Annotated in this window: 26 protein-coding genes and 5 tRNA genes; 20 read left to right on the top strand and 11 right to left on the bottom strand. The window is 75.1% G+C overall.

The features are described 5' to 3' along the window. The first annotated feature begins 59 nt into the window (after window positions 1–59). The 3 genes from O7609_RS01350 (at window position 60) to O7609_RS01340 (ending at window position 3,306) form a co-directional block, all read left to right on the top strand. Window positions 60–1,031: an aldo/keto reductase gene (locus O7609_RS01350; protein WP_269733070.1), complete on the top strand. Its 972-nt coding sequence runs from the start codon at window positions 60–62 to the stop codon at window positions 1,029–1,031. An 89-nt stretch (window positions 1,032–1,120) separates the two neighbouring features. After that, a complete protein-coding gene (locus O7609_RS01345) occupies window positions 1,121–1,672 on the top strand; it encodes a TetR/AcrR family transcriptional regulator (protein ID WP_269742940.1) in 552 nt (183 codons plus the stop codon). Next, window positions 1,669–3,306 carry an MFS transporter gene (locus O7609_RS01340; protein ID WP_269733068.1) on the top strand — a complete coding sequence of 546 codons (1,638 nt, stop codon included), beginning with the start codon at window positions 1,669–1,671 and terminating at the stop codon, window positions 3,304–3,306. Before O7609_RS01345 ends, O7609_RS01340 begins: the two co-directional genes overlap by 4 nt. A gap of 12 nt (window positions 3,307–3,318) precedes the next feature. On the opposite strand, the gene O7609_RS01335 is transcribed toward O7609_RS01340, so the two are convergent. Beyond that, the gene (locus O7609_RS01335) at window positions 3,319–3,999 is read right to left on the bottom strand and encodes a lysophospholipid acyltransferase family protein (RefSeq protein ID WP_269733067.1); all 681 of its coding nucleotides are present in this window, start codon (window positions 3,997–3,999) and stop codon (window positions 3,319–3,321) included. Window positions 4,000–4,285: 286 nt separating this feature from the next. Between O7609_RS01335 and O7609_RS01330 the strand changes: the two genes are divergently transcribed. Together O7609_RS01330 and O7609_RS01325 are read left to right on the top strand one after the other, a co-directional pair. Then, complete coding sequence (locus O7609_RS01330) at window positions 4,286–5,446, top strand: glycerophosphodiester phosphodiesterase (protein WP_269742939.1); 1,161 nt, start codon at window positions 4,286–4,288, stop codon at window positions 5,444–5,446. A gap of 172 nt (window positions 5,447–5,618) precedes the next feature. Then, entirely contained in the window at window positions 5,619–6,308 is a 690-nt protein-coding gene (locus O7609_RS01325; protein ID WP_269742938.1) for a GNAT family N-acetyltransferase, read from the top strand. A gap of 111 nt (window positions 6,309–6,419) precedes the next feature. On the opposite strand, the gene O7609_RS01320 is transcribed toward O7609_RS01325, so the two are convergent. Continuing rightward, window positions 6,420–6,854: a hypothetical protein gene (locus O7609_RS01320; protein ID WP_269733064.1), complete on the bottom strand. Its 435-nt coding sequence runs from the start codon at window positions 6,852–6,854 to the stop codon at window positions 6,420–6,422. Continuing rightward, window positions 6,847–7,215, bottom strand: a complete 369-nt coding sequence (locus O7609_RS01315) for a hypothetical protein (RefSeq protein ID WP_269733063.1) — start codon at window positions 7,213–7,215, stop codon at window positions 6,847–6,849. The genes O7609_RS01320 and O7609_RS01315 overlap by 8 nt, the downstream gene beginning before the upstream one ends. Window positions 7,216–7,816: 601 nt before the next feature. On the opposite strand from O7609_RS01315, the gene O7609_RS01310 reads away from it, so the two are divergent. The 8 genes from O7609_RS01310 (at window position 7,817) to O7609_RS01275 (ending at window position 18,347) form a co-directional block, all read left to right on the top strand. Beyond that, on the top strand, window positions 7,817–8,902 hold the full coding sequence (locus O7609_RS01310; RefSeq protein WP_269742937.1) for a methionine ABC transporter ATP-binding protein: 1,086 nt from the start codon (window positions 7,817–7,819) through the stop codon (window positions 8,900–8,902). Further along, a complete protein-coding gene (locus O7609_RS01305) occupies window positions 8,899–9,570 on the top strand; it encodes a methionine ABC transporter permease (protein ID WP_269733061.1) in 672 nt (223 codons plus the stop codon). The genes O7609_RS01310 and O7609_RS01305 overlap by 4 nt, the downstream gene beginning before the upstream one ends. Window positions 9,571–9,659: 89 nt before the next feature. Next, window positions 9,660–10,511, top strand: a complete 852-nt coding sequence (locus O7609_RS01300) for a MetQ/NlpA family ABC transporter substrate-binding protein (RefSeq protein ID WP_269736965.1) — start codon at window positions 9,660–9,662, stop codon at window positions 10,509–10,511. Window positions 10,512–10,626: 115 nt separating this feature from the next. Further along, on the top strand, window positions 10,627–11,322 hold the full coding sequence (locus tag O7609_RS01295; RefSeq protein ID WP_269733060.1) for a GNAT family N-acetyltransferase: 696 nt from the start codon (window positions 10,627–10,629) through the stop codon (window positions 11,320–11,322). Between the two features lie 43 nt (window positions 11,323–11,365). Continuing rightward, a complete protein-coding gene (gene cbiE / locus O7609_RS01290) occupies window positions 11,366–12,595 on the top strand; it encodes a precorrin-6y C5,15-methyltransferase (decarboxylating) subunit CbiE (RefSeq protein WP_269733059.1) in 1,230 nt (409 codons plus the stop codon). A gap of 233 nt (window positions 12,596–12,828) precedes the next feature. Next, a complete protein-coding gene (gene cobT, locus O7609_RS01285; RefSeq protein WP_269742936.1) occupies window positions 12,829–16,110 on the top strand; it encodes a nicotinate-nucleotide--dimethylbenzimidazole phosphoribosyltransferase in 3,282 nt (1,093 codons plus the stop codon). Between the two features lie 178 nt (window positions 16,111–16,288). Next, on the top strand, window positions 16,289–17,527 hold the full coding sequence (gene cobA, locus O7609_RS01280; RefSeq protein WP_269733056.1) for a uroporphyrinogen-III C-methyltransferase: 1,239 nt from the start codon (window positions 16,289–16,291) through the stop codon (window positions 17,525–17,527). Continuing rightward, window positions 17,520–18,347 carry a TrmH family RNA methyltransferase gene (locus tag O7609_RS01275; RefSeq protein ID WP_269733055.1) on the top strand — a complete coding sequence of 276 codons (828 nt, stop codon included), beginning with the start codon at window positions 17,520–17,522 and terminating at the stop codon, window positions 18,345–18,347. The genes cobA and O7609_RS01275 overlap by 8 nt, the downstream gene beginning before the upstream one ends. Here the strand turns inward: O7609_RS01275 and O7609_RS01270 are convergent. Next, window positions 18,341–19,804 carry a serine/threonine-protein kinase gene (locus tag O7609_RS01270; protein ID WP_269742935.1) on the bottom strand — a complete coding sequence of 488 codons (1,464 nt, stop codon included), beginning with the start codon at window positions 19,802–19,804 and terminating at the stop codon, window positions 18,341–18,343. The two genes, O7609_RS01275 and O7609_RS01270, sit on opposite strands and share 7 nt — an antisense overlap. Window positions 19,805–20,067: 263 nt before the next feature. Here O7609_RS01270 and O7609_RS01265 point away from each other — a divergent pair, with 263 nt between their 5' ends. After that, window positions 20,068–20,349, top strand: coding sequence for a hypothetical protein (locus O7609_RS01265; protein WP_269742934.1), 282 nt, complete (start codon window positions 20,068–20,070; stop codon window positions 20,347–20,349). An 80-nt stretch (window positions 20,350–20,429) separates the two neighbouring features. Beyond that, window positions 20,430–20,648 carry a hypothetical protein gene (locus O7609_RS01260; RefSeq protein ID WP_269733052.1) on the top strand — a complete coding sequence of 73 codons (219 nt, stop codon included), beginning with the start codon at window positions 20,430–20,432 and terminating at the stop codon, window positions 20,646–20,648. A gap of 249 nt (window positions 20,649–20,897) precedes the next feature. Here O7609_RS01260 and O7609_RS01255 read toward each other — a convergent pair. The 5 genes from O7609_RS01255 to O7609_RS01235 form a co-directional block, all read right to left on the bottom strand. Further along, window positions 20,898–20,969: transfer RNA gene (locus O7609_RS01255), tRNA-Val, on the bottom strand. A gap of 23 nt (window positions 20,970–20,992) precedes the next feature. Continuing rightward, window positions 20,993–21,064: transfer RNA gene (locus tag O7609_RS01250), tRNA-Val, on the bottom strand. 23 nt (window positions 21,065–21,087) lie between these two features. Further along, window positions 21,088–21,159: transfer RNA gene (locus tag O7609_RS01245), tRNA-Val, on the bottom strand. A 1-nt stretch (window position 21,160) separates the two neighbouring features. Further along, window positions 21,161–21,234 (bottom strand) — tRNA-Cys (locus O7609_RS01240). 37 nt (window positions 21,235–21,271) lie between these two features. Then, window positions 21,272–21,344: transfer RNA gene (locus tag O7609_RS01235), tRNA-Gly, on the bottom strand. 109 nt (window positions 21,345–21,453) lie between these two features. Between O7609_RS01235 and O7609_RS01230 the strand changes: the two genes are divergently transcribed. Genes O7609_RS01230 through O7609_RS01220 form a run of 3 tightly spaced genes read left to right on the top strand, consistent with a single transcriptional unit; the run spans window position 21,454 to window position 24,199 of the window. Beyond that, window positions 21,454–22,512 (top strand): chorismate-binding protein, encoded by a 1,059-nt coding sequence (locus O7609_RS01230; protein WP_269733051.1) that lies wholly within the window; start codon window positions 21,454–21,456, stop codon window positions 22,510–22,512. Window positions 22,513–22,514: 2 nt separating this feature from the next. Then, window positions 22,515–23,333 (top strand): aminotransferase class IV, encoded by an 819-nt coding sequence (locus O7609_RS01225; protein WP_269736964.1) that lies wholly within the window; start codon window positions 22,515–22,517, stop codon window positions 23,331–23,333. Window positions 23,334–23,371: 38 nt separating this feature from the next. Continuing rightward, entirely contained in the window at window positions 23,372–24,199 is an 828-nt protein-coding gene (locus O7609_RS01220) for a GNAT family N-acetyltransferase (protein WP_269733050.1), read from the top strand. A gap of 81 nt (window positions 24,200–24,280) precedes the next feature. Here O7609_RS01220 and O7609_RS01215 read toward each other — a convergent pair whose 3' ends face one another. After that, window positions 24,281–24,799, bottom strand: a complete 519-nt coding sequence (locus O7609_RS01215) for a DsbA family protein (protein WP_269733049.1) — start codon at window positions 24,797–24,799, stop codon at window positions 24,281–24,283. A gap of 59 nt (window positions 24,800–24,858) precedes the next feature. Here O7609_RS01215 and O7609_RS01210 point away from each other — a divergent pair, with 59 nt between their 5' ends. Together O7609_RS01210 and O7609_RS01205 are read left to right on the top strand one after the other, a co-directional pair. After that, the gene (locus O7609_RS01210) at window positions 24,859–25,314 is read left to right on the top strand and encodes a hypothetical protein (RefSeq protein ID WP_269733048.1); all 456 of its coding nucleotides are present in this window, start codon (window positions 24,859–24,861) and stop codon (window positions 25,312–25,314) included. A 68-nt stretch (window positions 25,315–25,382) separates the two neighbouring features. Then, the gene (locus O7609_RS01205) at window positions 25,383–25,577 is read left to right on the top strand and encodes a hypothetical protein (RefSeq protein ID WP_269733047.1); all 195 of its coding nucleotides are present in this window, start codon (window positions 25,383–25,385) and stop codon (window positions 25,575–25,577) included. Window positions 25,578–25,611: 34 nt separating this feature from the next. Here O7609_RS01205 and O7609_RS01200 read toward each other — a convergent pair whose 3' ends face one another. Next, window positions 25,612–26,172 carry a CGNR zinc finger domain-containing protein gene (locus O7609_RS01200; protein ID WP_269733046.1) on the bottom strand — a complete coding sequence of 187 codons (561 nt, stop codon included), beginning with the start codon at window positions 26,170–26,172 and terminating at the stop codon, window positions 25,612–25,614. Window positions 26,173–26,190: the final 18 nt, after the last annotated feature.

Genomic DNA, 26,190 nt, shown 5'->3' with positions numbered 1-26,190 from the left:
CCGCGGCGTGGGTACGGTGGTGATCCCGACCGCCGCCCGGACCGCGCAGGGAGCCCGCGATGCCGTTCGCCCGTCTGGCCACCGCGACCACACCGACCGCCCACGTCGGGCTCGGGCTGGCCGCGGTCGGCCGCCCCGGCTACCTGAACCTGGGCCGGGACGAGGACCTGCCGGCCGAGCGCAGCGTGGACGCCCTGCGCGAGCGCACCCACCAGCTGCTGGACGCCGCGTACGCCCAGGGCGTGCGCTACGTCGACACCGCCCGCTCCTACGGGCGCGCCGAGGAGTTCCTCGGGGAGTGGCTGGACGCCCACCCGCGGGCCGAGGACCTGGTCATCGGCAGCAAGTGGGGCTACGCCTACACCGCCAACTGGCGCACCCGGGCCGACGTGCACGAGGTCAAGGAACACACCGTCGCCATGTACGAGACGCAGCGCGCGGAGACCCGTGCCCTGCTCGGCGACCATCTGGACCTCTACCAGATCCACTCCCTCACCCCGGAGAGCCCGGCCCTGACGGACCACCGGCTGCACGAGCACCTGGCCCGGCTCGCGGAGGAGGGCGTCTCCGTGGGCTTCTCGACGAGCGGGCCCGCGCAGGCCGCGACGATCCGGGCCGCGCTGGACGTCACGGTCGCCGGGCTGCCGCTGTTCCGCTCGGTGCAGGCCACGTACAACCTGCTGGAGACCTCGGCGGGCCCGGCCCTCGTCGAGGCGCGTGACGCCGGGCTCACGGTGATCGTCAAGGAGGCCATGGCCAACGGGCGGCTGGCCGGGCCGCACGCGCCGCCGGTCCTGCGCCGGGTCGCGGAGGAGGCCGGTACCACCTGTGACGCCCTGGCCCTCGCCGCCGTCCTCGGCCGCCCCTGGGCGTTCGTCGTCCTCTCCGGCGCCGCCACCGCCGAGCAGCTGTTCACCAACCTGCACGCGGTCACCGTCGACCTGGACGCGGACCAGGAGGCGGAGCTGGAGGAGCTGATCGAGGAGCCCGGGGCCTACTGGCGGCAGCGTTCCGAACTGCCCTGGAGCTGATCCGCGGCGTCCCCCGTCCCACCCCCGAATCTGGAGACGCATGCGTCCCAGGTGAGACGTGAGTGTCTCATCTGGTCTATCGTCGTCTCATGGCTGTGCATCGTGAACACCTCCTCAGGGCCGCCGCCGACCTGCTGTCGCGGCGCACCACGGCGTCCATGGACGAGATCGCCAAGGCGGCCGGCGTCAGCCGGGCCACGCTGCACCGGCACTTCGCCGGGCGCGACGCCCTCGTCCTGGCCCTGGGCGAGCTCGGCATCCGGCAGATCGAGGAGGGCCTCGACACCGCCCGGATCGACGAGGGCGACCCCACTGAGGCGCTGCGCCGCCTGCTCGCCGAGGCCATGCCCGTCGCCGGGTTCCTGGCCTTCCTCTACGGCGAGAACCAGCTCTACGTCACCGACCACATGGACGCCGGCTGGGCCCGCATCGACGAGCGCGTCGGCGCCCTCGTGCGGCGCGGCCAGACCGAGGGCGTCTTCCGCCGGGACCTGTCCCCGGCCTGGCTCATCGATGCGCTCTACGCGCTGATCGCCGCCTCCGGCTGGAGCGTGCAGGACGGCCGGCTCGCCCCGAAGGAGGCCCCGCACATGGTCGCCGAGCTGCTGCTCGGCGGAGCCCTGGAGAGGAACCCGCGATGACGTCGCAGGCCGTGCCCGGCCGCCGCGCACCGGCCGCCGGTGCCGCGCGTGCGGGCGCCCGGCGCTGGCTCGCCCTCGCCGTCCTCGCCCTGGCCGTGCTGCTCGTCGGCATCGACGCCACCGTGCTGGGGCTGGCCACGCCATTCCTGAGCGAGGACCTCCGCCCGACCGGCGCCCAGCTGCTGTGGATAGGCGACGTCTATTCCTTCGTCATCGCCGGACTGCTGGTGTCCATGGGCAGCCTCGGCGACCGGATCGGCCGCAAGCGGCTGCTGCTGTCCGGCGCCACCGTGTTCGGCGCGGTGTCGGTGCTCACCGCCTACGCGCACAGCCCCGAGGCCATGATCCTCTGGCGCGCCCTGCTCGGCGTGGCCGGAGCCACGCTGATGCCCGCCACGCTCGCCCTCATCCGCAATCTGTTCCACGACCCGCGCGAGCGCAGCCTGGCCGTGGGCATCTGGGGCGCCATGGCCTCGGCCGGGGCGGCCGTCGGACCGGTGGCCGGGGGATTCCTGCTGGAGCACTTCTGGTGGGGCTCGGTGTTCCTCATCAACCTGCCCGTGATGGCGGTTCTCGTCCTCGTCGGGGCGAAGGTGCTGCCCGAGTCCCGCGACCCGCACCCCGGCCCCTGGGACCTGCCCAGTGTGGGTCTGTCCATGGTGGGCATCATCGGCCTCGTCTACGCCGTCAAGGAGGCCGCCACCCACGGCCTCCACCGGGACGCCTGCCTCGCCGGGGCGCTGGGCGCCCTGGCGCTGGCCGCCTTCGTCCGGCGGCAACTGCGGCTGCCGTCGCCGCTGCTGGACATGCGGCTGTTCCGGAGCCGCGGCCTGTCCGGCGCGGTCCTCGCCGACCTGCTGACGATCCTCGGCCTGGCGGGGATGGTCTTCTTCCTGTCGCAGTTCCTGCAGATGGTGCAGGGCCGCTCGCCGCTGGAGGCGGGGCTCGCCCAACTGCCCGCCGCGCTCGGCGCAGTGGTCTCCGGGCTGGTGGCCGGGCACGTCGCCCGCCGCACCTCGGTGCGCGCCGCCGTGAGCTGGGGGCTCGCCGCCGTCGGGCTGGCGCTCGGGGCCTGTGTGTGGCTGGACGCGGGCACCGACTACCGGCTGCTCGGCCCCATCCTGCTCATCGTGGGCCTCGGGGCGGGGCTCTCCTTCACCGTCACCGCCGACGTGATCCTCTCCAGCGTGCCCAAGGAGCAGGCGGGCGCCGCCTCGGCCGTCTCCGAGACCGCCTACGAGCTCGGGTCGGCCCTGGGCATCGCGCTGCTCGGGTCCATCGTCACCGGCTTCTACCGCGGCTTCGCCGTTCCCGACGGCGTCGGGGCGGGCCAGGCGGCGGACGCGCGGGAATCACTGGGCGCGGCCGTGGAGACGGCCGGGGCCCTCCCCGCCCCCCTGGGCGGTGAGCTGCTCGCGGCGGCGCGGGAGAGCTTCACCGAGGGTCTGCGGACCGCCGCCGGGGCCGGTTCCGTGGCGCTGCTGACGGCCGCGGCCCTCGCCGGCTGGCTGCTGCGCGGCCAGCGTCTGGGGGAGGACCCGGGCGACCCGCGGGAGGGGGAGGACCGGGAGGACGTGGAGGAGGAGCGTGCGGAGAAGCCGGAGGCCGTGCCGGAGGCCGAGGCGGCCGGGTGAACGCGGAGGAGGTCAGGCCGCCTTCGCCTTGGTCGCGTACATGTCCACGTACTCCTGACCGGACAGCCTCATGACCTCGCTCATGACCTCGTCCGTCACCGCGCGCAGCACGTAGCGGTCCCGGTCCATGCCCTCGTACCGGGAGAAGTCCAGCGGCTCGCCGAAGCGCACGGTGATGCGCAGGCCGGGGCGCGGCCGGGGCAGGCCCCGGCCGCCCGGCTGCACCCGGTCGGTGCCGATCATCGCGAACGGCACCACCGGGGCGCCCGTCATCAGGGCGAGCCGGGCGATCCCGGTGCGGCCGCGGTAGAGCCGGCCGTCGGGGGAGCGGGTGCCCTCGGGGTAGATGCCGAAGACCTTCCCCTCCTCCAGCACCCGGCGTCCGGTCATCAGCGCGGCGACGCCGCCATGGCCGCCGTCCCGGTCGACGGGGATCATGCCGCAGCCGGTGAAGAACCACGCCATCAGGCGCCCCTTGAGGCTGGTGCCGGTGACGTACTCGTCCTTGCCGATGAAGAACACCTGCCGGTCGGTCACCAGCGGCAGGATCATCGAGTCGATGAAGGTGAGGTGGTTGCCGGCGAGGATCACCGGGCCGTCCGCGGGGACCTGCCCCGCTCCCTCGATACGCGGACGGAAGAGCAGGCGCAGGGCCGGGCCGAGTACCGCTTTGATCAGCAGGAAACGGCGCATCGCGGATTCAGCCTCCGGTGGTGGTTTCAGTCGGCGCCGCCGGGCGCGGACACGACTTTACTCGGGCCAGACGTACCCACGAACCACCGGGTACCAACCGGTAACCACGCACCGGGTGACGGCGGTTCCCCCGAGCGGTTCCCCCGGCTCGTTCCCCGCCGGTGTTCGCCTCCTGTTCCGGGCCCCGTCTCCCGCCGGACGGGGCCCGCGCCTAGGCTTCGCCCGTCATCCGCCACGCGGGAGGCGGTTCACCCGTGTCCGCTCCCGCACCACCCTGGGAGGGTCCATGGAACACGTGCAGCAGCCCGGGCGCAGAGCGGTCCTCGGGGCGACCGTGCTGGGGGCGGCCGGAGCCGTCGCCCTGGGCGCGTCCGGCAGCGCCCAGGCCGCCGCGCCCGCGCGCGGTGGCCGGCGTCCCGGCGGTCACCGGCTGCCCGTTCCCGCCGTCATCGCCCACCGCGGCGCCAGCGGCTACCGTCCCGAACACACCTTCGGCGCCTACGAGCTGGCGCTGGACATGGGCGCGGACGTGATCGAGCAGGACCTCGTGCCGACCAAGGACGGCCATCTCGTGTGCCGCCACGAGAACGAGATCGGCGGCACCACCGACGTTGCCGACCACCCGGAGTTCGCCGACCGCAGGACCACCAAGACGGTCGACGGCAGCTCCGTCACCGGCTGGTTCACCGAGGACTTCACCCTCCGGGAGCTGAAGACCCTGCGCGCCACCGAGCGCATCCCCGCCCAGCGGCCGGACAACACCCTCTACGACGGCCGCTGGACCGTGCCGGCCTTCGCCGAGGTCCTCGACTGGGCCCGCACCGAGGGCCGGCGGCGCGGGCGCACCGTCTGGCTCCACGTGGAGACCAAGCACCCGAGCTACTTCCGCGGCCTCGGACTCGGTCTGGAGGAGCCGCTCGCCCGGCTGCTGCGCGCCCACGGGTTGCACCGCGGCAACGCGCCGGTCTTCCTGCAGTCCTTCGAACCGAGCAGCGTCCAGCACCTGGCCCGGCTCGTGGACACGCCCGGCGTCGTGCTGCTGTGGAAGGAGGACTACCGGCCCTGGGACTTCACCGAGGCGGGCGACCCCAGGACCACGGCCGACCTCGTCTCGCCGGAGGGCCTGGACTGGATCGCCTCCTTCGCGCGGGGCATCGGCCCGCTGATGGACCTGATCCTCCCCAAGCGCTCCGACGGCAGCCTGGGCGAGCCGACCACGCTCGTCGAGGACGCCCACGCCCGCGGCCTGGTGCTGCACCCGTACACCATGCGCAACGAGAACGCCTTCCTGCCGACCGACTTCCGGCGCGGCTCGGACCCGAACGCCTACGGCGACGCCTTCGCCGCGTTGCGCACCTACTTCGGTACCGGCGTCGACGGCATCTTCACCGACCACCCCGACACCGCCCTGCTCGCGGCGGCCGACTTCCGTCGCTCCCGGGGGTGAAGCGCGTCCGCCCGTGAACCGGGCCCCGCGGCCGCCCGGTGGGATGCCCGTCCCCACCGGGCGGCCGTGTTCGAACCCCTGGTGACGCGGCTGACGGAAGGTCCGGGAAGGCTGAGGCGAACCGCCCGCCGAACCGGGGAATCGCAGGCGGGTTGGGAATCTCACAGACTGGTTGAGGGCTGTCACGTTCCCGCTGCCTGCGATCTCTGCGCAGAATGCTCTCGACGGAGGTTGGAAACCCCGCACACAGGGGAAGGGTGCGAAAGACGACCGGCGTCACCAGGGCAGCCAAGCCCGTTCCGCGCGACCCTCACCCCCGGCGCGGCGGGCGCGAGACACCAGAAAGAGGCGTGCGCACATGGCCATGAGCGTGACCATCTCTGCGGCGACCGCCCAGGACGCGGAGCAGATCCTCAAGCTCCAGTACCTGTGCTACCAGAGCGAGGCCGAGCTCTACCGCGACTGGGGCATCGAGCCGCTGACCCAGACGCTGGAGGCCCTGCGCGCGGAACTGTCCGGCGGCGTCGTCCTCGTGGCCCGGCTCGGCGAGGAGGTCGTCGGCTCCGTCCGCGGCACGGTGGACGGCGACGGCACGGCCCACATCAACAAGCTCATCGTCCACCCGCGGCTCCAGCGCCACGGGCTCGGCGGCCGGCTCCTGGCCGCGCTGGAGACCAGCCTCGCGGCCGAGCAGGGCGCCCGCCGGTTCCGGCTGTTCACCGGCCACCGCAGCGAGGGCAACCTGCGGCTGTACCGGCGTTGCGGCTACGTCGCCTCGGCCACCGAGCGCGTGTCGCCCAAGCTGAGCCTCATCACGCTGGAGAAGGCCGCGGTGGCGGAGGAGTACGCCACCAGCGCCTGACCGCCGACCGCAGCGCCCGTCCGCCGGAATCCGCCGACGGCCCCGGGCGGGAGCACGGTGCCGTCGGCGGGCCGGGCACAGGTCCGGGCACGCCCGCTGACGGGACGCGCCTCACGCGCCGCGGGACCGCCGCAGCCACCACAGCCCGACGACGGGCAGGCCGAGCGGAATGAACAGGTACCCCATGCCGTAGGCCGACCACACCGTCGTGTCGGGGAAGGCCCCGGGATCGAAGACGGACCAGGTGCCGACGACGAGCACCCCCGCCAGCTCGGTGACACAGCCCGCCAGCGCCGTCCGGCGGGCCGTCTCCCCTCCGCGCAGGAGGGCGACGGTGATGGCCGCGTAGACGAGGGCGGCCAGCGCCGAGAGCGTGTAGGGCAGCGGAGCCTCCTCGAAGCGCGTCGCGATCTGGTAGGCCGATCGCGAGGTCGCCCCCACCGTGAACACGACGTAGAAGGTCACCAGCAGGCGTCCCGGCCCGGAGCCGATGCCGCCGCTCGACGGCGCCGCCCCGGGCGCCCGGCGCGTCGGAGCGTCAGCCACCGCCGCCTCCCCAGATGTCGTAGAGCCGGACCTCCAGCACGGCCAGCACCACCGCTCCCGCCGCGACCGTCGCCGAACCCCAGCGCGTGCGCTCGGAGAGCGAGAGGAACGCCACGGCCGGAATCGCGCAGGCGCAGCCGAGCAGGTAGGAGACGAAGACCACCGAGCCCTCGTCCGGTTCCCCGCCTCCGGCCAGCGCGACGATCCCGACGACGAGCTGCGCGAGGGCGAGCACGGTGACGAGGGCCATGCCGATGAAGTGCCAGTCCTTGGTGGGCTGGTCCCGGTAGGCCGCGTGGCCGCACCAGGCGGCCAGCGCGAGCGCGGTCACGGCGACCGCGGCCGTCAGGGGGGTGAACATGGCAGCGACTCTACTGCGCCGCACGACCCCGGCCGGTTCCGGGTGGGCCCGTGCCCGACGCCTGCCGCCGGGCACCGCCGCACCCCGCCCGAGCCCGGTGGCGCCGGCCGCGGTCCGGGTGGCCTTGACCACAGCCCGCAGGCCCGGAGCGCTGCTCTCCACTGCCCGCCGGGGCGCGTATCGTCGCAGGTCAGCGTGGTTCCATCGAGGGAGCGGGCGGGAGGACCCGACGGTGACGCCCGCCGATCGAACGTCCAGTATCCGGACGTGTGTCTCCGGGACTGGGACGGTCCGGGGTCGGTCTGCTCTACTTGCCCCATGAGCACGACGCGCAGCCCCCTTCACGTCACCGAGGCGAACTCCCTGCCCGGTGGCTGCTGCATGCGTCGAATGTGTGACCGCTGAGGGCCCCCGCCTGAGCAGCCTCGCGCCCCGAAGCGAGCCCGCGCGCCACGCCGGCTGACCCCGCCGCACCCCGACCTGCGCCCGGCACCCCGCCGGTGCCGACGTCGGCCGCGCCGCGCCGCCCGTCAGCCATACCGACACACCCCCGCACGCCGCCCCACGAGGGCGCCGCGTGCCCGACAGTGACGGAAACCCAGTGATCACCACCACGGACCTGACGAAGGTCTACCGCACGCCCGACCGCGAGGTCACCGCCCTGGACCGGGTGAACCTGCGGGTCGAGGAGGGCGAGGTCTACGGCGTCATCGGCCAGAGCGGCGCCGGCAAGTCCTCCCTGATCCGCTGCGTCAACCTGCTGGAGACGCCGACCTCGGGCACCGTGACCGTCGACGGCGTGGAGCTGACCGCCCTCGCCGGACGCGGTCCCCGGCCGCCGGCCGCCCTGCGCGCCGCCCGCACCCGCATCGGCATGGTCTTCCAGCACTTCAACCTCCTCTCCTCGCGCACCGTGCAGGGCAACGTCGAACTGCCCCTGGAGATCCTCGGCGTCACCCGGGCCGAGCGCCGCCGCAAGGCTCTCGACCTCCTCGACGTCGTCGGGCTCGCCGACCGCGCCCGCGCCTACCCCGCACAGCTCTCCGGCGGGCAGAAGCAGCGGGTCGGCATCGCACGCGCCCTCGCCGGCGACCCGAAGGTGCTGCTCTCCGACGAGGCCACCTCGGCCCTCGATCCGGAGACCACCCGTTCCGTGCTGGAGCTGCTGCGCGACCTCAACCGGCAGCTCGGCCTCACCGTTCTGCTCATCACCCACGAGATGGACGTCGTGAAGACGGTGTGCGACTCCGCCGCGCTCATGCGCGCGGGCCGCGTCGTGGAGTCCGGCACCGTCCCCGAGCTGCTCGCCACCCCCGGCTCCGAGCTGGCCGCCACGCTGTTCCCCGTCGGCGGGCCCGTCCCGGACGCCACGGACCGCACCGTCGTCGACGTCACCTTCCACGGCGCGGCCACCGGACGTCCGGTGATCTCCCGGCTCGCCCGCACCTACACCATCGACGTCTCGATCCTCGGCGCCGCCATGGACACCGTCGGCACCGCGCAGGTGGGCCGCATGCGCATCGAGCTGCCCGGACCGTTCGCCGACAACGTCGTCCCCATCGGCTTCCTGCGCGAGCAGGGCCTCGCCGTCGACGTCGTCTCCGGGACCGGCGGCGCCGCGCTCCCGGCCGACGCCGCCGAGCCCCGGGCCGACCGGGCCGCACCGACCGCGGAGGGCGTCCGATGACCTGGACCGAGATGCAGCCGCTGCTCACCCAGGCGTGCGTCGACACGCTGTACATGGTCGGCTGGTCCACGCTGGTGGCCGCGCTCGGGGGCGTGCCGCTCGGCGTGCTGCTCGTCCTCACCGACCGGGGCGGGATGCTGCGCAACCTCGCCGTGAACCGCGTCGTCGGCGCCGTCGTCAACGTCGGACGGTCGCTGCCGTTCGTCATCCTGCTCGTCGCCCTGATCCCGTTCACCAGCGCGGTCGTCGGCACCTTCATCGGGCCGACGGCGGCCGTCGTGCCCCTCGCGGTCGGCGCCGTCCCCTTCTTCGCCCGGCTCGTGGAGACCGCGCTGCGCGAGGTCGACCACGGCCTGGTGGAAGCGGCACAGGCCATGGGCGGCGGCACCCGCACCGTCGTCCTCAAGGTGCTGCTGCCGCAGGCGCTGCCCTCGCTCGTGGCCGGCCTCACCACCACCGTCATCGTGCTCGTCGGCTACTCGGCGATGGCCGGCGTCGTCGGCGCCGGCGGGCTCGGCGACCTCGCCCACACCTACGGCTACCAGCGCTTCGAGACGACCCTGATGCTCGTCACCGTCGCCGTGCTCGTCGTCCTCGTGACGCTCGTCCAGCTTCTCGGCGACGCCGCCGTCCGTCTCCTCGGACGGCGCGAGCGCCCCGCCGGCTGAACCGGCGCACGACGCGCCCCGGACCACACCCCGCAGAAACCAGGAAGCCCGACTCTTCGTCGGGCATACACCACCGAAGGAGAGCACTCATCGTGCGCACCACCACCCTCACCGCCGCCCTCGCGGCCACCGCGGCCCTCACGCTCGGCCTCACCGCCTGCGGCACCGCCTCCGACCCGAAGCCGTCCGGCTCCGACGGCGGCGACGGCCCCCTCACGGTCGCCGCCTCCGCGACCCCGCACGCCGAGATCCTGGAGTACGTCCGGGACAACCTGGCGCAGGAGGCGGGCCTCGACCTGGACGTCAAGGTCTTCAACGACTACGTTCTGCCCAACACCGCCACCGAGAGCGGTGACGTCGACGCCAACTACTTCCAGCACCGCCCCTACCTGGACGACTTCAACGCCAAGAACGGCACCCACATCGTCCCCGTCGTCGACGTCCACCTCGAACCGCTCGGCCTCTACTCCGAGTCGGCGCGGGCCCTGTTCGACATCGGCCCCGGCGACACCGTCGCCATCCCCAACGACACGACCAACGGCGGACGGGCGCTGAAGCTGCTCGACACCCACGCTCTGATCGAGCTGAAGGACGGCGCCGGCCAGGACGCCACCCTGGCCGACATCGCCGACCGCAAGGGCCTGACGTTCAAGGAGCTGGAGGCCGCGACACTGCCGCGCGCCCTCGGCGAGGTGGACGCCGCCGTCATCAACGGCAACTACGCCATCGAGGCCGGGCTCGACCCCGAGACGGACGCCTTCGCCCGCGAGGCGGCCACCGGCAACCCGTACGCCAACTTCCTCGCGGTCAAGGAGGGCAACGAGGACGACCCGCGGATCGGGAAGCTCGCCGGACTCCTCAACTCCGCCGAGGTCAGGGCGTTCATCGAGGACGAGTACCGGGGTTCCGTCGTCCCCGCCTTCGGCGCCCCGCGCGACTGACCCCCGCCCCGCGCCGCCCGCCCGGCGCCGGGCCCGCCCGCCCGGGCCCGGCGCCGTGAGCGTCCGACCACATGCTGCATGCTGTGCAGACGACACCATCGGCACGGAGCGGCGCATGACTTCCAGATTCCCGGACATCTCCATCAGTACGGATCGCCTCGTGCTGCGGCCGTTCGAGGAAGCGGACATCCCGGCGCTCACGGACATGATGAACGACGAACTCGTCACCGCCTGGACGGACGCCCCGCACCCCTACACGCGGGCGGACGCCCGGGACTGGGTCACCCGGCGGGCTCCACGGTGGCGCACCGACGGCGGCGGCATCGCCCTGGCCGTCACGGAGTTCCTCACCGGCCGCCTCGTCGGCAGCGTCGAACTGCGCCGCACGGACTGGCGGACGGCGGCCACCGAGGCGTGCTACGTCGTCGCCCCCTGGGCCCGGGGCGAGGGCTACGCCGCCGAGACCCTGCTCGCCGTCTCCACCTGGCTCTTCCGCGACCAGGGCTTCGCGCGCCTCGAACTGCGCACCGCCGCGGGCAACACCGCCGCCCAGCAGGTCGCGCAGAAGGTCGGCTGCATCAGCGAGGGCGTCCTGCGCAGCGCGGGCACCACCCGCGTGCGCATCGAGGAGCACGGACCGCCCGCGTCCCCGGCCGCGCCAGCATCCCCCACCGTGGTGGAGGAGTGGACCGACGTCCGCACCGACCTCATCGTCTGGAGCCTCCTGCCCGAGGACCTCGACGAGACGCCCGACGAGCCGCCGGCCGTCGTCGAGCGCACCCCCGCGAAGGCTCACGGGCCGCTCGGGTAACCTCACTGGCGCCCGTCACAGCGACCCCCAGGAGGCCCCGCCGATGGCCGACCGTGTCACCGTGATCGGCTGGGACGGTTCGCCCCTGGACGGTGCGGCCCGCTCCGCGCTCCGTGCCGCCACGCTGGTCGCCGGCGCGGCCCACCACCTGACCCTGCCCGACGTCCCCGCCGGCGCCGAGCACGTCCGCCTCGGCAGCATCGCCCTCGCCGCCCGGCGCATCGCCCGGCACCGCGGCACGGCCGTCGTCCTGGCCGACGGCGACCCCGGCCTCTTCGGCGTCGTCCGCGCACTGCGCGCCCCCGAACACGGGCTGGAAGTGGAGGTCGTCCCCGCCGTCTCCGCCGTCGCCGCCGCCTTCGCCCGCGCCGGGATGCCCTGGGACGACGCCCAGCTCGTCGTCGCCAACCGCCGCACCCTGCGCCGGGCCGTCAACGTCTGCCGCGCCCACCCCAAGGTCGGCGTCCTCACCTCGCCCGGAGCCGGACCCGCCGAGCTGGCCCTGCTCCTCGGCGACGTGCACCGCACCTTCGTCATCTGCGAGGAGCTGGGCACCGCCCGGGAGCGGATGACGGTCCTGACCTCCGACAAGGCCGCCGACCACGTGTGGCGCGATCCCAACGTCGTCATCGTCGTCGGCGGACACGGCGCCGCCGCCGGAGCCGGCGCAGCCCCGGGCGGCGGCTGGCTCGCCGGCCAGGATCTCGGCCAGCCCCGGACGACCCGCGGCTGGGCACTGCCCGGTCCCGCCCACGGCACGCCCGAAGCCCGGCTCACCACCGGCGAGTCGGCCACCCTGCGGGCCGCCCAGCTGGCGCGCCTGGGCCCCCGCCCCGGCGACCTGGTGTGGGACATCGGCACCGGCGGCGGCTCGTTCGCCGTCGAGGCTGCAGGCTTCGGCGCCGCCGTCCTCGCCGTCGACCGCAACGCCGAGGCCTGCGCCCTCGCCACCGCCGCGGCCCGCCGGCTCGGCGTCCAGCTCCAGACGGTGCGCGGCGGCGCCCCGCAGATCCTCCAGGACCTGCCGGAACCCGATCTGGTCCGGATCGGGGGCGGCGGGCTGCGCACCGTGACGGCCTGCGCCGAGCGGCGTCCCGAGCGCCTCGTCACCCACGCAGCCACCCGGGACGAGGCGGAGGCCCTCGGCCGGGTGCTGGCCGCGGCGGGGTACGCGGTCGAGTGCGCTCTGCTCCAGACCCTGGAACTGGACACGAAGACCTGGTCGGAACGGGACCGCACCGTCGTTTTCCTGCTCTCCGGAACCCGGATGTGATCTGTCGCGGAACAACCGTGACCAACCGGGGTCAGTCGTACACCCCGGGCCGGGCGGACCGGCCGGGACCGGTAGGCTGAACGACTGTTGTTCCGTCACCCAGAGTTGACGCTTTGTTCGGCTTTGTGCGGGATGGCGGGGCAGGAGACGTGCCGCGCGGGGCGCATGCTCGTTCTCCAAGCGGGGGAGTCCCATGGGACTCGACGGAGCACTACCGATGGCGAGGGGTACGCATGACCGACACCGGCCAGGTCCCGGGTGAGGGGCTGCCGGAGAACGCGGGCGCACTGCCGGAGCAGACGGGCACACCGGCCTCCGGCACGTACACCTTCGCGGACCCGGCCCAGGGCGGTGCGCCCGGCTACGAGGACGACATGCTGCTGATGCCCGGCGCACAGGGAGCGTGGAACGAGGCCGCCCACCACGAGGCCGCCCACCACGAGGCGGGCCAGCCGGGGCATGCGGCCGGCCCCCTCCCGGGCCCGCACGAGACCGACGGCCGCGACTCCGGGTTCCACGAGTACGGAGCCGTCCGCGAGTCCGGCCAGGACACCGGCCACACCGCGCACCCCGGTCAGCCCGGCGCCGCCGCACCCCGGCGCCCGCTCCACCTCGGCCCGCCGGTGCCCGAGCAGTCCGGCGCCGTCCGTTCCCTGGCCGACCGCGGGCCGACGCCCTCCGCCGTCCCGCCCCCGGCCGGTCAGCCCGGCGCCGCCCACGCCGGCCCGGCCCACCCCGCGCCCGAGCCCGCCCCGTATCCGGCGGAGCAGGGCGGCCCCGAGTACTTCGAGACCGGCCAGGTGCCCGTCGCGACCCCCGAGGGCGGTTTCCCCGGCCAGGCCGAGCAGGGGTCGGCCACGCCGCCGATGACCCCGGTGACCCCCGTCCAGCCCGGTGCCTGGTCCACTCCCGTGGCCGCGCCGTACGACGGCCCGCCGGCCGCGGACGCAGAAACGGTCGGTCCGTCCGTCGGCGCTCCCCAGCCCGGCCCGGATCCGGCCGGTGGAGCGCTCCCGGCCTCCGAGGCGGTGCCCGCCCCCGAGGGGGCCCCGGCCCCGGAGGCGGCTCCCGTCGCCGAGGCCCAGCCGCCCGCGCCGCACGCCATGCCGCCGTCCGGGCCCGAGCCGACGGCCGGGCCCCAGCCCGGTGAGTCCGGTGCCGCGGCCGAGGAGCCGCAGGCGCCGGCGCCCCCGCAGCCGGCCCCGGCGCCCGAGCCCACGCCCGAGCCGGTCGCGGAGGCCGTCCAGCCGGCGGCGGAACCGGCTCCCGAGACCGCGCACGAGCCCGCCGGGCACCTCGGCGAGGGCGCCGCTCCGGAGCCCGTCGCCGCTCCGGCCGAGGGCGCCCAGCCGGTCGAGGCCGCTCCGTCCGTGCCGGGGCCGCGCTCCGAGAGCCCCGCCGAGCCGGTGGAGCAGCCGGCGCCGCAGCCCGCCCCCGTCCCGGTGACCGCGGCGCCGCAGCCCGACGCCCCGGAGCCCGTCCCGGCGCCGTCCCCGGAGGCGGGCGCGCCCGCCGCGCCGCAGCCCGCGGAGGCCCCGGTGGGGCAGCCCGGTGACGCCGTCGAAGCGGCCCCGGATCCGGCCCCCGAGCCCGTGGCGGCCACGGACCCCGTGACGGACGCGGCACCGGCTGCCGCGCCCGAGGCCCCCGAGGCCCCCGAAGCCCCCGAGGCCGAGCCCGCTCCCGCGCCCGGGGAGGGCACCGGGCCGGAAGGCCCCGACGCCGCTCAGGGAGAGGCCGTGCCCGAGCCCGCGCCGGAGGCCGTCGCGGTGCCGCAGGGCCCGCCCGCCCCCGGGTACCCGGACGCCGAGCGTGAAGCCCTGCACAAGGTGATGCGCGAGCGCCGGGACATCCGCAACGGCTTCCGTTCCGACCCGATCCCGCACGAGGTGCTGCTGCGGGTGCTGGAGGCCGCCCACACGGCACCCAGCGTCGGGCACTCCCAGCCCTGGGACTTCGTCATCATCCGCTCCGGGGAGACCCGGCGGGCGATGCACGAGCTGGCCGTGCGGCAGCGCGAGGCCTACGCCAAGTCGCTGCCCCGCGCCCGGGCCAAGCAGTTCAAGGAACTGAAGATCGAGGCGATCCTCGACACGCCGGTCAACATCGTCGTCACCGCCGACCCGACGCGCGGGGGCCGGCACACCCTCGGGCGGCACACCCAGCCGCAGATGGCGCCCTACTCGTCCGCGCTCGCCGTGGAGAACCTGTGGCTCGCCGCCCGGGCCGAGGGGCTCGGCGTAGGCTGGGTCAGCTTCTTCGACGAGCGGGAGATGGTCACCGCGCTCGGGCTGCCCGAGCACCTGGAGGTCGTCGCCTACCTGTGCGTCGGCTACGTGGACGCCTTCCCGGACGAGCCGGAGCTGGCGCAGGCCGGGTGGTCCAAGCGCCGCCCGCTGTCCTGGGTGGTGCACGAGGAGTCCTACGGCCGCCGGGTGCTGCCGGGCGGTGAGCCGAGCGACCTGCTCGCCGAGACCCTCGCCGGCATCCGTCCGCTGGACGCCAAGGCGCTCGGCGAGGCGTGGGAGCGGCAGAAGCGGATGACGAAGCCCTCCGGCGCACTGGGCATGCTGGAGATCATCTCCGCCCAGCTCAGCGGCCTGGCCCGCAAGTGCCCGCCGCCCGTCCCGGAGCCGGCGGCCGTGGCCGTCTTCGCCGGGGACCACGGCGTGCACGCCCAGGGCGTGACCGCCTGGCCGCAGGAGGTGACCGGGCAGATGGTCGCCAACTTCCTCGGCGGCGGCGCCGTCTGCAACGCTTTCGCGGGCCAGGTGGGCGCCGAGGTGTGCGTCGTGGACGTGGGCGTGGCCGCAGAGCTGCCCGCCTCGCCCGGGCTGCTGCCGCGCAAGGTGCGGCCGGGCACGGCCGACTTCACCGTCGGCCCCGCCATGGATCGGGCCGAGGCGGTGCGCGCCGTCGAGATCGGCATCGAGACCGCACGTGACCTGGTCACGGCGGGCAACCGCGCCCTGCTGACGGGCGAGATGGGCATCGCGAACACGACGGTGTCCGCGGCGCTGATCTCCGCGTTCACCGGCACCGACCCCTCCGAGGTGACGGGCCGGGGCACGGGCATCAACGACGACATGCACGCCCACAAGGTGGAGGTCGTCCGCCGCGCCCTGGAACTGCACCGGCCCGACCCGGCCGACCCGGTCGGCGTCCTGGCCGCGCTGGGCGGCCTGGAGCACGCCGCGATGGTCGGCCTCATCCTCGGCGGCGCCTCGCTGCGCACGCCGGTGATCCTGGACGGCGTCAGCGCCGGAGCCGCCGCCCTGGTGGCCCGCGCCATCGCCCCGGAGGCGCTGGCGGCCTGCATCGCCGGGCACCGCAGCGCGGAACCGGGGCACGTGGCCGCGCTCACCAAGCTCGGCCTGCGCCCGCTGGTGGACCTGGACCTGCGGCTGGGGGAGGGCACGGGCGCTCTGCTCGCGCTGCCGGTGGTGCAGTCCGCCGCCCGGGCGATGCACGAGGTCGCGACGTTCGACGCGGCGGGTGTCACGGAGAAGAACTGAGCCGGCCCCGCGCGGAGCCGACGCCACACCCCTGTAACACCCGCCGTCTACGATGCTGGGTGAACGACCGGTCCACCCGTACACACCCCCGTCACGCCGGGCACGAGAGCGTGACGGTCGACGCCGCCGCTCCATCGCCGCAGCGGCTCAGCACCACCCTCCGAGGAGCCGCACCGCCATGTCCGACACTCCCGCCTACCCCGTCGGCCTGCGGTTGGAGGGCCGCAGGGTGGTCGTTCTCGGTGGCGGCACGGTCGCCCAGCGGCGGCTGCCCGCGCTGGTCGCCGCCGGGGCGGACGTCGAGCTCATCGCGCCCGAGGTCACCCCGTCGGTGGAGGCCATGGCCGAAGCCGGCGAGCTGCGCTGGGAGCGCCGCGGTTACCGCGCGGGCGACCTGGCCGAGGCCTGGTACGCGCTGATCGCCACCAGCGACCCGGGGGCCAACGAAGCCGCCTCCGCCGAGGCCGAGGCGCACCGCGTCTGGGCGGTGCGCAGCGACGACGCCGAGGCGGCCACCGCGTGGACGCCGGCGACCGGCCACAGTGAGGGCGTCACCGTCGCCGTGCTGACCGGCAGCGACCCGCGCCGCTCCGCCGCCGTACGGGACGCCGTGGTCGAGGGGCTGCACGACGGCACCCTGGCCGCGCCCCAGTACCGCGCGCGCACCGCGGGCGTCGCCCTGGTCGGCGGCGGCCCCGGCGACCCGGACCTGATCACCGTGCGCGGCCGCCGGCTCCTGGCCGAGGCCGACGTCGTCGTCGCCGACCGGCTCGGGCCGCGCGACCTGCTGGCCGAACTGCCCCCGCACGTCGAGATCGTCGACGCCGCCAAGCTCCCCTACGGGCGGTTCATGGCGCAGGAGGCCATCAACAACGCGCTCGTCGAGTACGCGAAGGCCGGGAAGTCGGTGGTCCGGCTCAAGGGCGGGGACCCGTTCGTCTTCGGCCGGGGCATGGAGGAGATGCAGGAGCTGACGCGTGCGGGCGTGCCCGTCACCGTCGTGCCGGGGATCTCCAGCTCCATCAGCGTGCCCGGCGCCGTGGGTATCCCCGTCACGCACCGGGGCGTGGCCCACGAGTTCACCGTGGTCAGCGGCCACGTCGCGCCCGACGACGCGCGCTCCCTCGTGGACTGGCCCGCGCTGGCCGCGCTGCGCGGCACGCTGGTACTGCTCATGGCCGTGGAGAACATCGGCGCCATCGCCGCCACCCTGGTCGCGCACGGCCGGGCCGCGGACACCCCCGTCGCCGTCGTGCAGGAGGGCACGATGGCCACCCAGCGCCGTGTGGACGCGACCCTGGACACCGTCGCCGAGCGGGTGCGGGCGGAGGACGTCCGGCCCCCCGCCGTCGTCGTCATCGGGGACGTCGTCGGCGTCGGCCCGGCCGGCTCGTCCGAGGATCCGGCGCGTGGCTGAGCCCGTCACCGTCACGGACCCGGCCGACCCGCGGCTGCACGACTACACCGACCTCACCGACGTCGCGCTGCGCCGCCGCCGGGAACCGGCCGAGGGGCTGTTCATCGCCGAGGGCGAGAAGGTCATCCGCCGGGCGCTGCAGGCCGGTTACCCCATGCGTTCGCTGCTGCTGTCCGCCAAGTGGGCCGAGCCGATGCGCGACGTCATCGACACGGCCACCGTCCCCGTGTACCTCGTCGACCCCGAGACCGCCGAGCGGGTCACCGGCTACCACGTGCACCGCGGCGCCCTCGCGGCCATGGCCCGCACCCCGCTGCCGCGCCCGGACGTCCTGCTGCGGGACGCCCGCCGCGTGGCGGTCCTCGAGTCCGTCAACGACCACACCAACGTCGGCGCCATCTTCCGCAGCGCCGCGGCGCTGGGCATGGACGCCGTGCTGCTCTCGCCCGACTGCGCCGATCCGCTCTACCGGCGCTCCGTCAAGGTCTCGATGGGCGCCGTGTTCGCCGTCCCCTACGCCCGGCTCGACACCTGGCCCGGTGGCCTGGAGACGGTACGGGAGGCCGGGTTCCGGCTGCTCGCGCTCACGCCCGCGCCGGAGGCGGTCGACCTGGCAGAGGTCGTGGCCGACCGCCCCGAGCGGGCCGCGCTCCTGCTGGGCGCCGAGGGCTCCGGGCTCAGCCGCCTCGCCCTGGACGCCGCCGACACCTGGACGCGCATCCCCATGGCGCACGGCGTCGACTCGCTCAACGTGGGCGCCGCCGCGGCCGTCGCCTTCTACGCCCTCGCCGCGGCACCGGGCGCGAAGCCCGGTCACTGAGCGGGGCTCTCCCCGGCGCCCGGCGCCGTCGCGCCGGCGGGCTGCGCCGCGGGCGCGGACGGCGGCAGGGCACGCCCCTCGGGCGCCTCGCAGCCCTGGGCCGCCGCGATCCCGAGAGCCACCAGCAGGGTCACCGTCACGAACACCACGAGCCGCTGCCGCAGGAGCCGACGGTCCGGTCCGGGACGGTGCGGCCGCCTGCGGGCCGGGCGACGGCGGGGCGCGGTCCCGCGCGACGCGGTCCCGCGCGACGCGGTCCTGCGCTCGGCGGCCCCGGCCTCGCTCGGCCGCCGCCTTTCACCGCCCGCCAGCGGGCCGCGCCGGGCCCCGGTGGAGCGGGCCCCGCGGCCGTCGGCGGGCTCCGGCCGCGGGGCGGCGTCATGGCCGCGCGGACGGGCCGGTGCCCTGGGCGGGGGAGTGCGGCCGTCGACGGCGGGGTGCCCCCCGGTGCCGCCTCCGGGGAGCCGGCGGGTGCCGCCGGGCCCACCGGGCCGGGGACGGGGGCGTACGCGCTCGGACGAGGGCGGTGCGGGCCGGGGCGTCGGCCCGGTGCCGCGTTCGGTGCGCGGCTGCGCGGGCTCGGCCACCCGCCGGGCGGCCGGGCGGGGGATCGGCGCGGCGCCCTGCGGCAGGCCCCGGGCCTCGCGCGCGGCGATCTCCTTGAGCCGCAGCGAGAGCTGGGCCGTCGTCGGCCGTTCCTGGGCGGCCTTGGCCAGACACGCGTGCACGATGGGCGTCAGCGCGGGCGGGACCGCCTGGAGCTGCGCCTCCTCGTGCACGACGCGGTAGAGCATCACCTCGGAACTGCCCTGCCCGAACGGGGAGTCGCCGGTCGCGGCGTAGGCCAGGGTCGCGCCCAGGGAGAACACGTCGGTCGCCGGGGTCACGGCGGCGCCGCGCACCTGTTCCGGGGCGAGGAAGCCGGGGGAGCCCACCGCGGTGCCCACGTGGGTGAGCGTGCTGGCGCCCGTCGACCAGGCGATGCCGAAGTCGATGATGCGCGGGCCCTTGGGGGACAGGAGGATGTTCGACGGCTTGAGGTCGCGGTGGACGACGCCCGCGTCGTGGACGGCGACGAGCCCCTCGGCGAGGGCCGCCCCGATGGCGGCCACCTGGGCAGGGGCCAGCGGCCCGCCCTCGTTCACCTTGTCGTGCAGGGAGGGCCCCGGCACGTACTGGGTGGCGAACCAGGGCCGTTCGGCGTCCAGGTCCGCCGCGACGAGCCGGGCCGTGCAGCCGCCACGGATCCGGCGGGCGGCGGACACCTCGCGGGCGAACCGTGAGCGGAACTCCTGGTCCTCGGCGAGATCCGGCCGGATGACCTTCAGCGCGACCCGCTGGCCCCGGCGGTCCGAACCGAGGTAGACGACACCCATGCCGCCCGCGCCCAGCCGCCGGTGGAGCTTGAACGAGCCGACGACTCGCGGGTCCTCACGTCGGAGCCGCATCATCGCCATGTCCCTTCCCCTACCTCCGGTGGGGGAGGCCCCACGTGCCCGGTCCGTCTGACGGAGACAGCTTACGGACTGGCGCCTCCCCGCGCCGCAAGGCCGCGCGCGCGGCGTGGACGCGTTCCGCACGCGGTGGCGTAGCGGCAAGTCCGCTGCGCCCAGGGCGAACTGACGTCCGCCTGCGCTCCAGTCGCCCAACTCCGTCGGCCCGTCGATCAACTGATGGTGCGCCAGTTTCCGGTTGCGGAGGCGGCCGGTGCACCGCGGCCGTGGGTGGCCTCGGCGAGGGGCGGAGGGCCCTGCTGGCGGTGCGGAAACGGGTGATCGACATCACCTCGCCGCCGGTCCGGCAGGACGCCGCTGACCCGCGCGGTGACTGGCGCGGTGATCTGTGCGGTGACCTGTGCGGGGAGCGCCCCTTCCGGGTCTTCCCGAGGGTGGCCGGTATCCATCTCCACCTTGGGGAGTACGCGACCGCCCCGGGGGTCCTCCTGGGGGATGCCTCGCAGTCGGTACGCGGGCATGACGCCCGGGCGGCCGTCGGCGCCTAGGTTTGACGGCAAGCGGCGGGTGCAGCACTCGTCCCCCGAGGTCACCCACCCGCCGCCCTTCACATGACGGGAGTTCGAACATGGCGCACACGGCGGGGCGCGCGGCCCTCCGGGCCCCGGGGCGGCGGCTGACCGGCCTCGCGGGCGCTCCGGCCGGTTCCCGGGCGTCGGGGTCGCGTCATCCCCTGGTCGCCACGGTCATGGTCCTTCCCTTCGCCCTTCTGCTCGCCATGCTGTTCGGAGGGGTGGAGGCGGTGATCACCCAGGCGTCGTCCGTGGCAGGAATGCTGGGGCGCTGAGCAGGCGCCCCGGGCCCGGGAGAGCGGCCCGGGTTGGGGATTTCCTGATCAACCCCGTGGGGACGGGGGTGTGGCGGACGGCATGTGAGCCCGGGCAGCCCTCGGCTGCCCGGGCTACGTGCGTGCGCGGGTCCGCGGTGTGGTCCCGGGCGCGCACCGGTGTCGTCCAGGAGCGGTGTCGTCCGGGACGGGCCCGGAGCACAGGACGAAGTCCCCCGGGCCGAAGAGGGCCCGGGGGACTTCGAGGTGTGGACGATACTGGGATTGAACCAGTGACCTCTTCCGTGTCAGGGAAGCGCTCTCCCGCTGAGCTAATCGTCCGGGAGGGTCCTTGGTGGGACCAGTGCGCGATACTGGGATTGAACCAGTGACCTCTTCCGTGTCAGGGAAGCGCTCTCCCGCTGAGCTAATCGCGCGGGGCGGTCCGTGGTGGGACCAGTGGACGATACTGGGATTGAACCAGTGACCTCTTCCGTGTCAGGGAAGCGCTCTCCCGCTGAGCTAATCGTCCATGGAGGTGGAGACGGGATTTGAACCCGTGTAGACGGCTTTGCAGGCCGTTGCCTCGCCTCTCGGCCACTCCACCAGGAGCCGTGAGGGCCGAAATGCAGCCCCCACTGTCGAGCGGACGACGAGGCTCGAACTCGCGACCTCAACCTTGGCAAGGTTGCGCTCTACCAACTGAGCTACGTCCGCAGCGCCTCCGGGAACCGTTGGTGCGGCCCGGCGACGTGTTGAACTCTAGCGGATTCCCGGGCCAGCTCAAATTCCGTTCACTCACCGTGCCCGTCCTAGACTCGAAGACGTGCTCGATTCAGCTCCACTCGCCCGCTTCGGCGGCCTCATCGCCTCCGACCTGCGGGATGTCACCGACGACCCCGAAGCGCTGGACTCCCGGGGCTGGTGGGCCGTCGTAGCCGACTTCGAAGGGCGGCTGCTCTGCGCCCGCTTCGGCGACGTGCGCCCCGACCCCGGCGCGCCGCCGGCGGGCTCCTGGCGCGGCCCGCACCGCCAGAGCTGGACGTCCTCCCTCGACCGGGCCGCCTACGTCGCCGCCGTGCGCCGCATCCGCGAGCACATAGCCGCCGGCGACGTCTACCAGGCCAACCTGTGCCGCGTCCTGAGCGCCCCGCTTCCCGAAGCCGGCGCCGCCGACATCGACGCGCTCGGCGCCCGCCTCGCCCTCGGCAACCCCGCGCCCCACGCGGGCGTCGTCCGGCTGCCGTCCCACGGCGTGGAGGTGGCCACCGCCTCCCCGGAGCTCTATCTGCGCCGCACCGGCCGCATCGTTCACTCCGGCCCCATCAAGGGCACCGCCCACACGCCGGACGGCCTCCTGGAGAAGGACTACGCCGAGAACGTCATGATCGTCGACCTCGTCCGCAACGACCTGGGACGGGTGTGCGCCCCCGGCAGCGTCACCGTCCCCGCGCTCTGCGCCGTGGAGGAGCACCCCGGGCTCGTCCACCTGGTCTCCACGGTCCGCGGCGAACTGGCCGGGGAAGCGGGCTGGGCCGAGCTGCTCGCCCGCACCTTCCCGCCCGGATCCGTCACCGGCGCGCCCAAGTCCAGCGCCCTGCGCGTCATCCGCGCGCTGGAACCGGCGCCCCGCGGCCCCTACTGCGGCGGCCTCGGCTGGGTTGACGCGGACCGGGGCACCGGCGAGCTGGCCGTGGGCATCCGCACCTTCTGGATCGACCGCGATGCACCCGGCGGCCCCGTCCTGCGCTTCGGGACCGGGGCGGGGATCACCTGGGGATCGGACCCGGAGGGCGAGTGGGCGGAGACGGAACTCAAGGCGCACCGGCTGCTGGCGGTAGCGTCTGGGGCACACGAGCACGTCGAGGTGGGAGGTAGGCCGTGACGCTGATCTGGCTGGACGGCAGGCTGCGGGACGCGGACAGCGCACGGGTGTCGGTCTTCGACCACGGGCTGACCGTCGGGGACGGCGTCTTCGAGACGGTCAAGGCCCTCCGGGGCCGCCCCTTCGCCCTCACCCGGCACCTGGAGAGGCTGACCCGGTCCGCGAGGGGGCTGGGCCTGCCCGACCCCGACCACGACGAGGTGCGCCGCGCCTGCGCCGCCGTGCTCGAGGCCAACCCCGTGGAGCTCGGCCGGCTCCGGATCACCTACACCGGCGGCTTCTCCCCGCTCGGCTCCGACCGCGGCCAGGCGGGCCCCACCCTCGTCGTCGCCATCGGGGAGGTCCGGCGCCGCCCGGACACCACGGCCGCCGTCACGGTGCCCTGGGTCCGCAACGAGCGCGGCGCCCTCACCGGGCTCAAGACCACCTCCTACGCCGAGAACGTCGTCGCCCTGGCCCACGCCCACCGGGCCGCGGCCTCCGAGGCGCTGTTCGCCAACAGCGCCGGAGCCCTGTGCGAGGGCACCGGCTCCAACGTCTTCGTCGTCCTCGACGGCGAGTTGTTCACCCCGCCGGTGAGCTCCGGCTGCCTGGCAGGGATCACCCGCGCCCTCGTCGTGGAGTGGAGCGGCGCCAAGGAGGCCGACCTCCCGTTCGACGCCCTCGACCGCGCCGAGGAGGTCTTCCTGACCTCCTCGCTGCGCGACGTGCAGGCCGTCCGCCGCGTCGACGGCCGCGAGCTGCCCGGCGCCCCCGGGCCCGTCACGGCCGAGGCCATGCGCACCTTCGAGGAGCGCTCCGGCGCCGATCTCGACCCGTGAGGGGTGCGGCCGGCGCCGCGAGCGGGTAGAACACGGCGATGACGACCACGCTGCGCCCCACCGGGGCCGAGGAGCGGGCGGCCGACGGCGGCCGCTCGCGCACCTACGCCGTCTGCGTCAACGGGCGGCCCGTCGGCCGTCTCCGGCTGGCCGCCGAGGCTGCGCCGCGGGCCCTCGGACACCTGCGGGACCTCACGGTCGAGCCAGCCGAACGGCGGCGCGGCCGGGCCACCGTGGCCGCTCTGGCCGCCGAGGAGATCCTGCGCGGCTGGGGCTGCCGCCGCGTCCACTGCGAGATGCCCGCCGCGGCCGAGGCCGCCCGCCGCCTCGCGGTGGCGCTCGGCTACCGCGAGGGCCACCGCTGTCTGGCCAAGGAGCCCGGCGAGCCCCCGCCGCTGCCTCCGGGCAGCGCCGCCCGTCCCATGTCGGACGCCGACTTCGCCCGCTGGCGGCCCGCCGAGCGCTCGGACCACGCCCGCACCTGGCAGGAGGAGGGGCTCCCGGCGGCGGAGGCGGCGGCCCGGGCCGAGCGCGACTACGCCGCCCTGCTGCCCGAGGGGCCGGCCACGGCGGGGGCCGTGCTGCGCGTCCTGGCCCACGAGGGCGAGGACGTCGGCTGGCTGTGGCTCGGGCTGAACAGGCCCGGCACGCGAGGCGGCTATCTGTACACGGTCAGGGTGGCGCCCGAGCACCGGGGCCGCGGCCACGGCCGCACCCTGCTCCACCTCGCCGAGGACGCGTGCCTGGCCGCCGGGGCGCCGCTGCTCACGCTCAACGTCCGCACGGCCAACGCGGTCGCCCGCGGCCTCTACGCCTCCTTCGGCTTCCGGCCCACCCGGCTCCACTTCGGCAAGGAGCTCCGATAGGCCCGCGGCCCCTGCTTCGCCCGAGAGGCCACGGGTCGAACGTCCCGGGCGGGCGGGCCCGCGTCCGGTTCCGCGGCCGTCTCAGCCGCCCTGGGCCGCACCCAGCAGCCGGTCCGCGATGGTCTCCACGCGCTCGCGCAGGCCCTCCTGGCTCCGGCCGCCGTCCAGCCGCTCGCCCCCGGTCACGTACGTCGGCGTCCCCGTGACACCCAGTGCCTTGCCCTCGGCCTGGTCGGCGTCGACCGCGAGCAGGTGGCGGCCGTCGATGAGCGCCGTCTCGATCTCCTCGCCGTCGACGCCCACGGCCGCGGCCACCTCCAGCAGCACCGGCTCGCCCCGCTCGCGCAGCTCGGCGGTGCGGGCCAGCAGCGCCCGGAGGTACTCCTCGCCGTGCCCCTGCTCGAAGGCCTCCTCGGCGGCCTGCGCCGCCGCGTACGCGTGCTTGTTCTTCGCCAGGGGGAAGTGCCGGAACCGGATCTCGAGCTCCGCCCCGTACCGCTCCCGCAGCCGGTCGACGTCCCCCAGCGCGGTGTGGCAGTCGGGGCACTGCAGATCGAACCAGGCGTCGAGGACGGCGGGGGCCGCCGGGGTGTCAGTCATGGGCCCAGTCTCTCAGCCGGGCATGGCCTCGCCGTTCCCTCGGGGTGCAGGATGGATACATGCTGACGCTGACCGTGTGTGCCGCACTCTCCGCCGCCGGCCTGGCCGTGTCCTTCCTGACCGCCTGGCGCCGCCGCTTCGTCGCCGCCACCCGGCTCGCGGCCGTCTCGCTGCTGCCGATCGGTCTGGCGCTGTCCGGCCTGCTGGGCATGTTCGGCGACATCGCCCGGTCCATCGGCTCCTGGGCCGCGGACCTCGTCATGGACCCGGAGGTGTGGGTCGGCTTCGCCGTGCTGGCGCTGTCCGTGGTGCTGTACGTCGTGGCCCGGCTCGCCGGGGCGCGCACCGCGCGCCGGCACGCCGTCGAGGTCCCGGAGCGCGGCGCCGGCACGGGGCAGGACGCCGGGCGTACCCCGCCCGCGGTCTCCGGCCGCCGGGACGGCGCGCGGTCCAAGCCGGACGGCGGTGAGGACTTCTCGGACATCGAGGCCATCCTCAAGAAGCACGGGATCTGACGAACTGCCCCACTCACCGGGCGTGTTGACCCGCGCACGGCCTGCCGCTGCGCCATGATCGCCGCGAGATGCCGTACTTCCCGCCGGGCACCGCCCACACCGCTCCACCCGAGTCCCCCGAGCAGCGCGCCGCGTCCGGCAGACCCGTGCCCGAGCGGCGCGGCTGTCTCTTCGCGCTCTCGCAGCCGCCGCTGATGCTGTTCCTCGCGGTCATCGGCGCGCTGCTGCTGATCACCGCTGTGCACGACCTGTTCGTGCTCTGAGCCGCCCATGCCCCGAACGCGCCGGTGCCGGCCGCTAGCCGCCCGCGGACTCGCGCTGCCGCGCGCGGTAGGCGGCGACGTGCAGCCGGTTGCCGCAGGTGCGGCTGTCGCAGTAGCGGCGGGAGCGGTTGCGGGAGAGGTCGATGAACGCCCGGCGGCAGTCGGGCGCGGCGCAGCGCCGCAGCCGCTCCCGTTCGCCCGCGACGAGCAGGAAGCCCAGCGCCATGCCGCCGTCGGCCGCCAGGTGGTCGGCCACGGAGGCGCCCGGTGCGAAGTAGTGGACGTGCCAGTCGTGCCCGTCGTGATCGGTGAGCTGCGGCGTGGTGCCCGCCTGCGCGACCAGCGCGTTGATCAGCTCGGACGCGGTGCGCACGTCGGGCGCCTCGAAGATCAGGCCCAGCTGCTCCCGCACGTGCCGGACGGCCGCCACGTCCTTGTCGTCCAGCTCGTCGACCCCGCTGAAGTGGTTACGCCGCACGTAGGCCCGCAGCTCGTCGACGTCACGCAGGGTGTCGGCCTGGCCGGTGTCGGGCGCGGTGTTGAGCAGGTCGACCACCACGTCGAGAGCGTGCCGGGTGTCGTGGTTGATCAGCACGGTCGGTCGCTCCCCAGG

The organism is Streptomyces sp. WMMC1477, assembly GCF_027460245.1.
Taxonomy (GTDB): Bacteria; Actinomycetota; Actinomycetes; order Streptomycetales; family Streptomycetaceae; genus Streptomyces.
The sequence above is the reverse complement of the archived record's forward strand: the minus strand, read 5'-3'. Positions and strand labels throughout refer to the sequence as shown.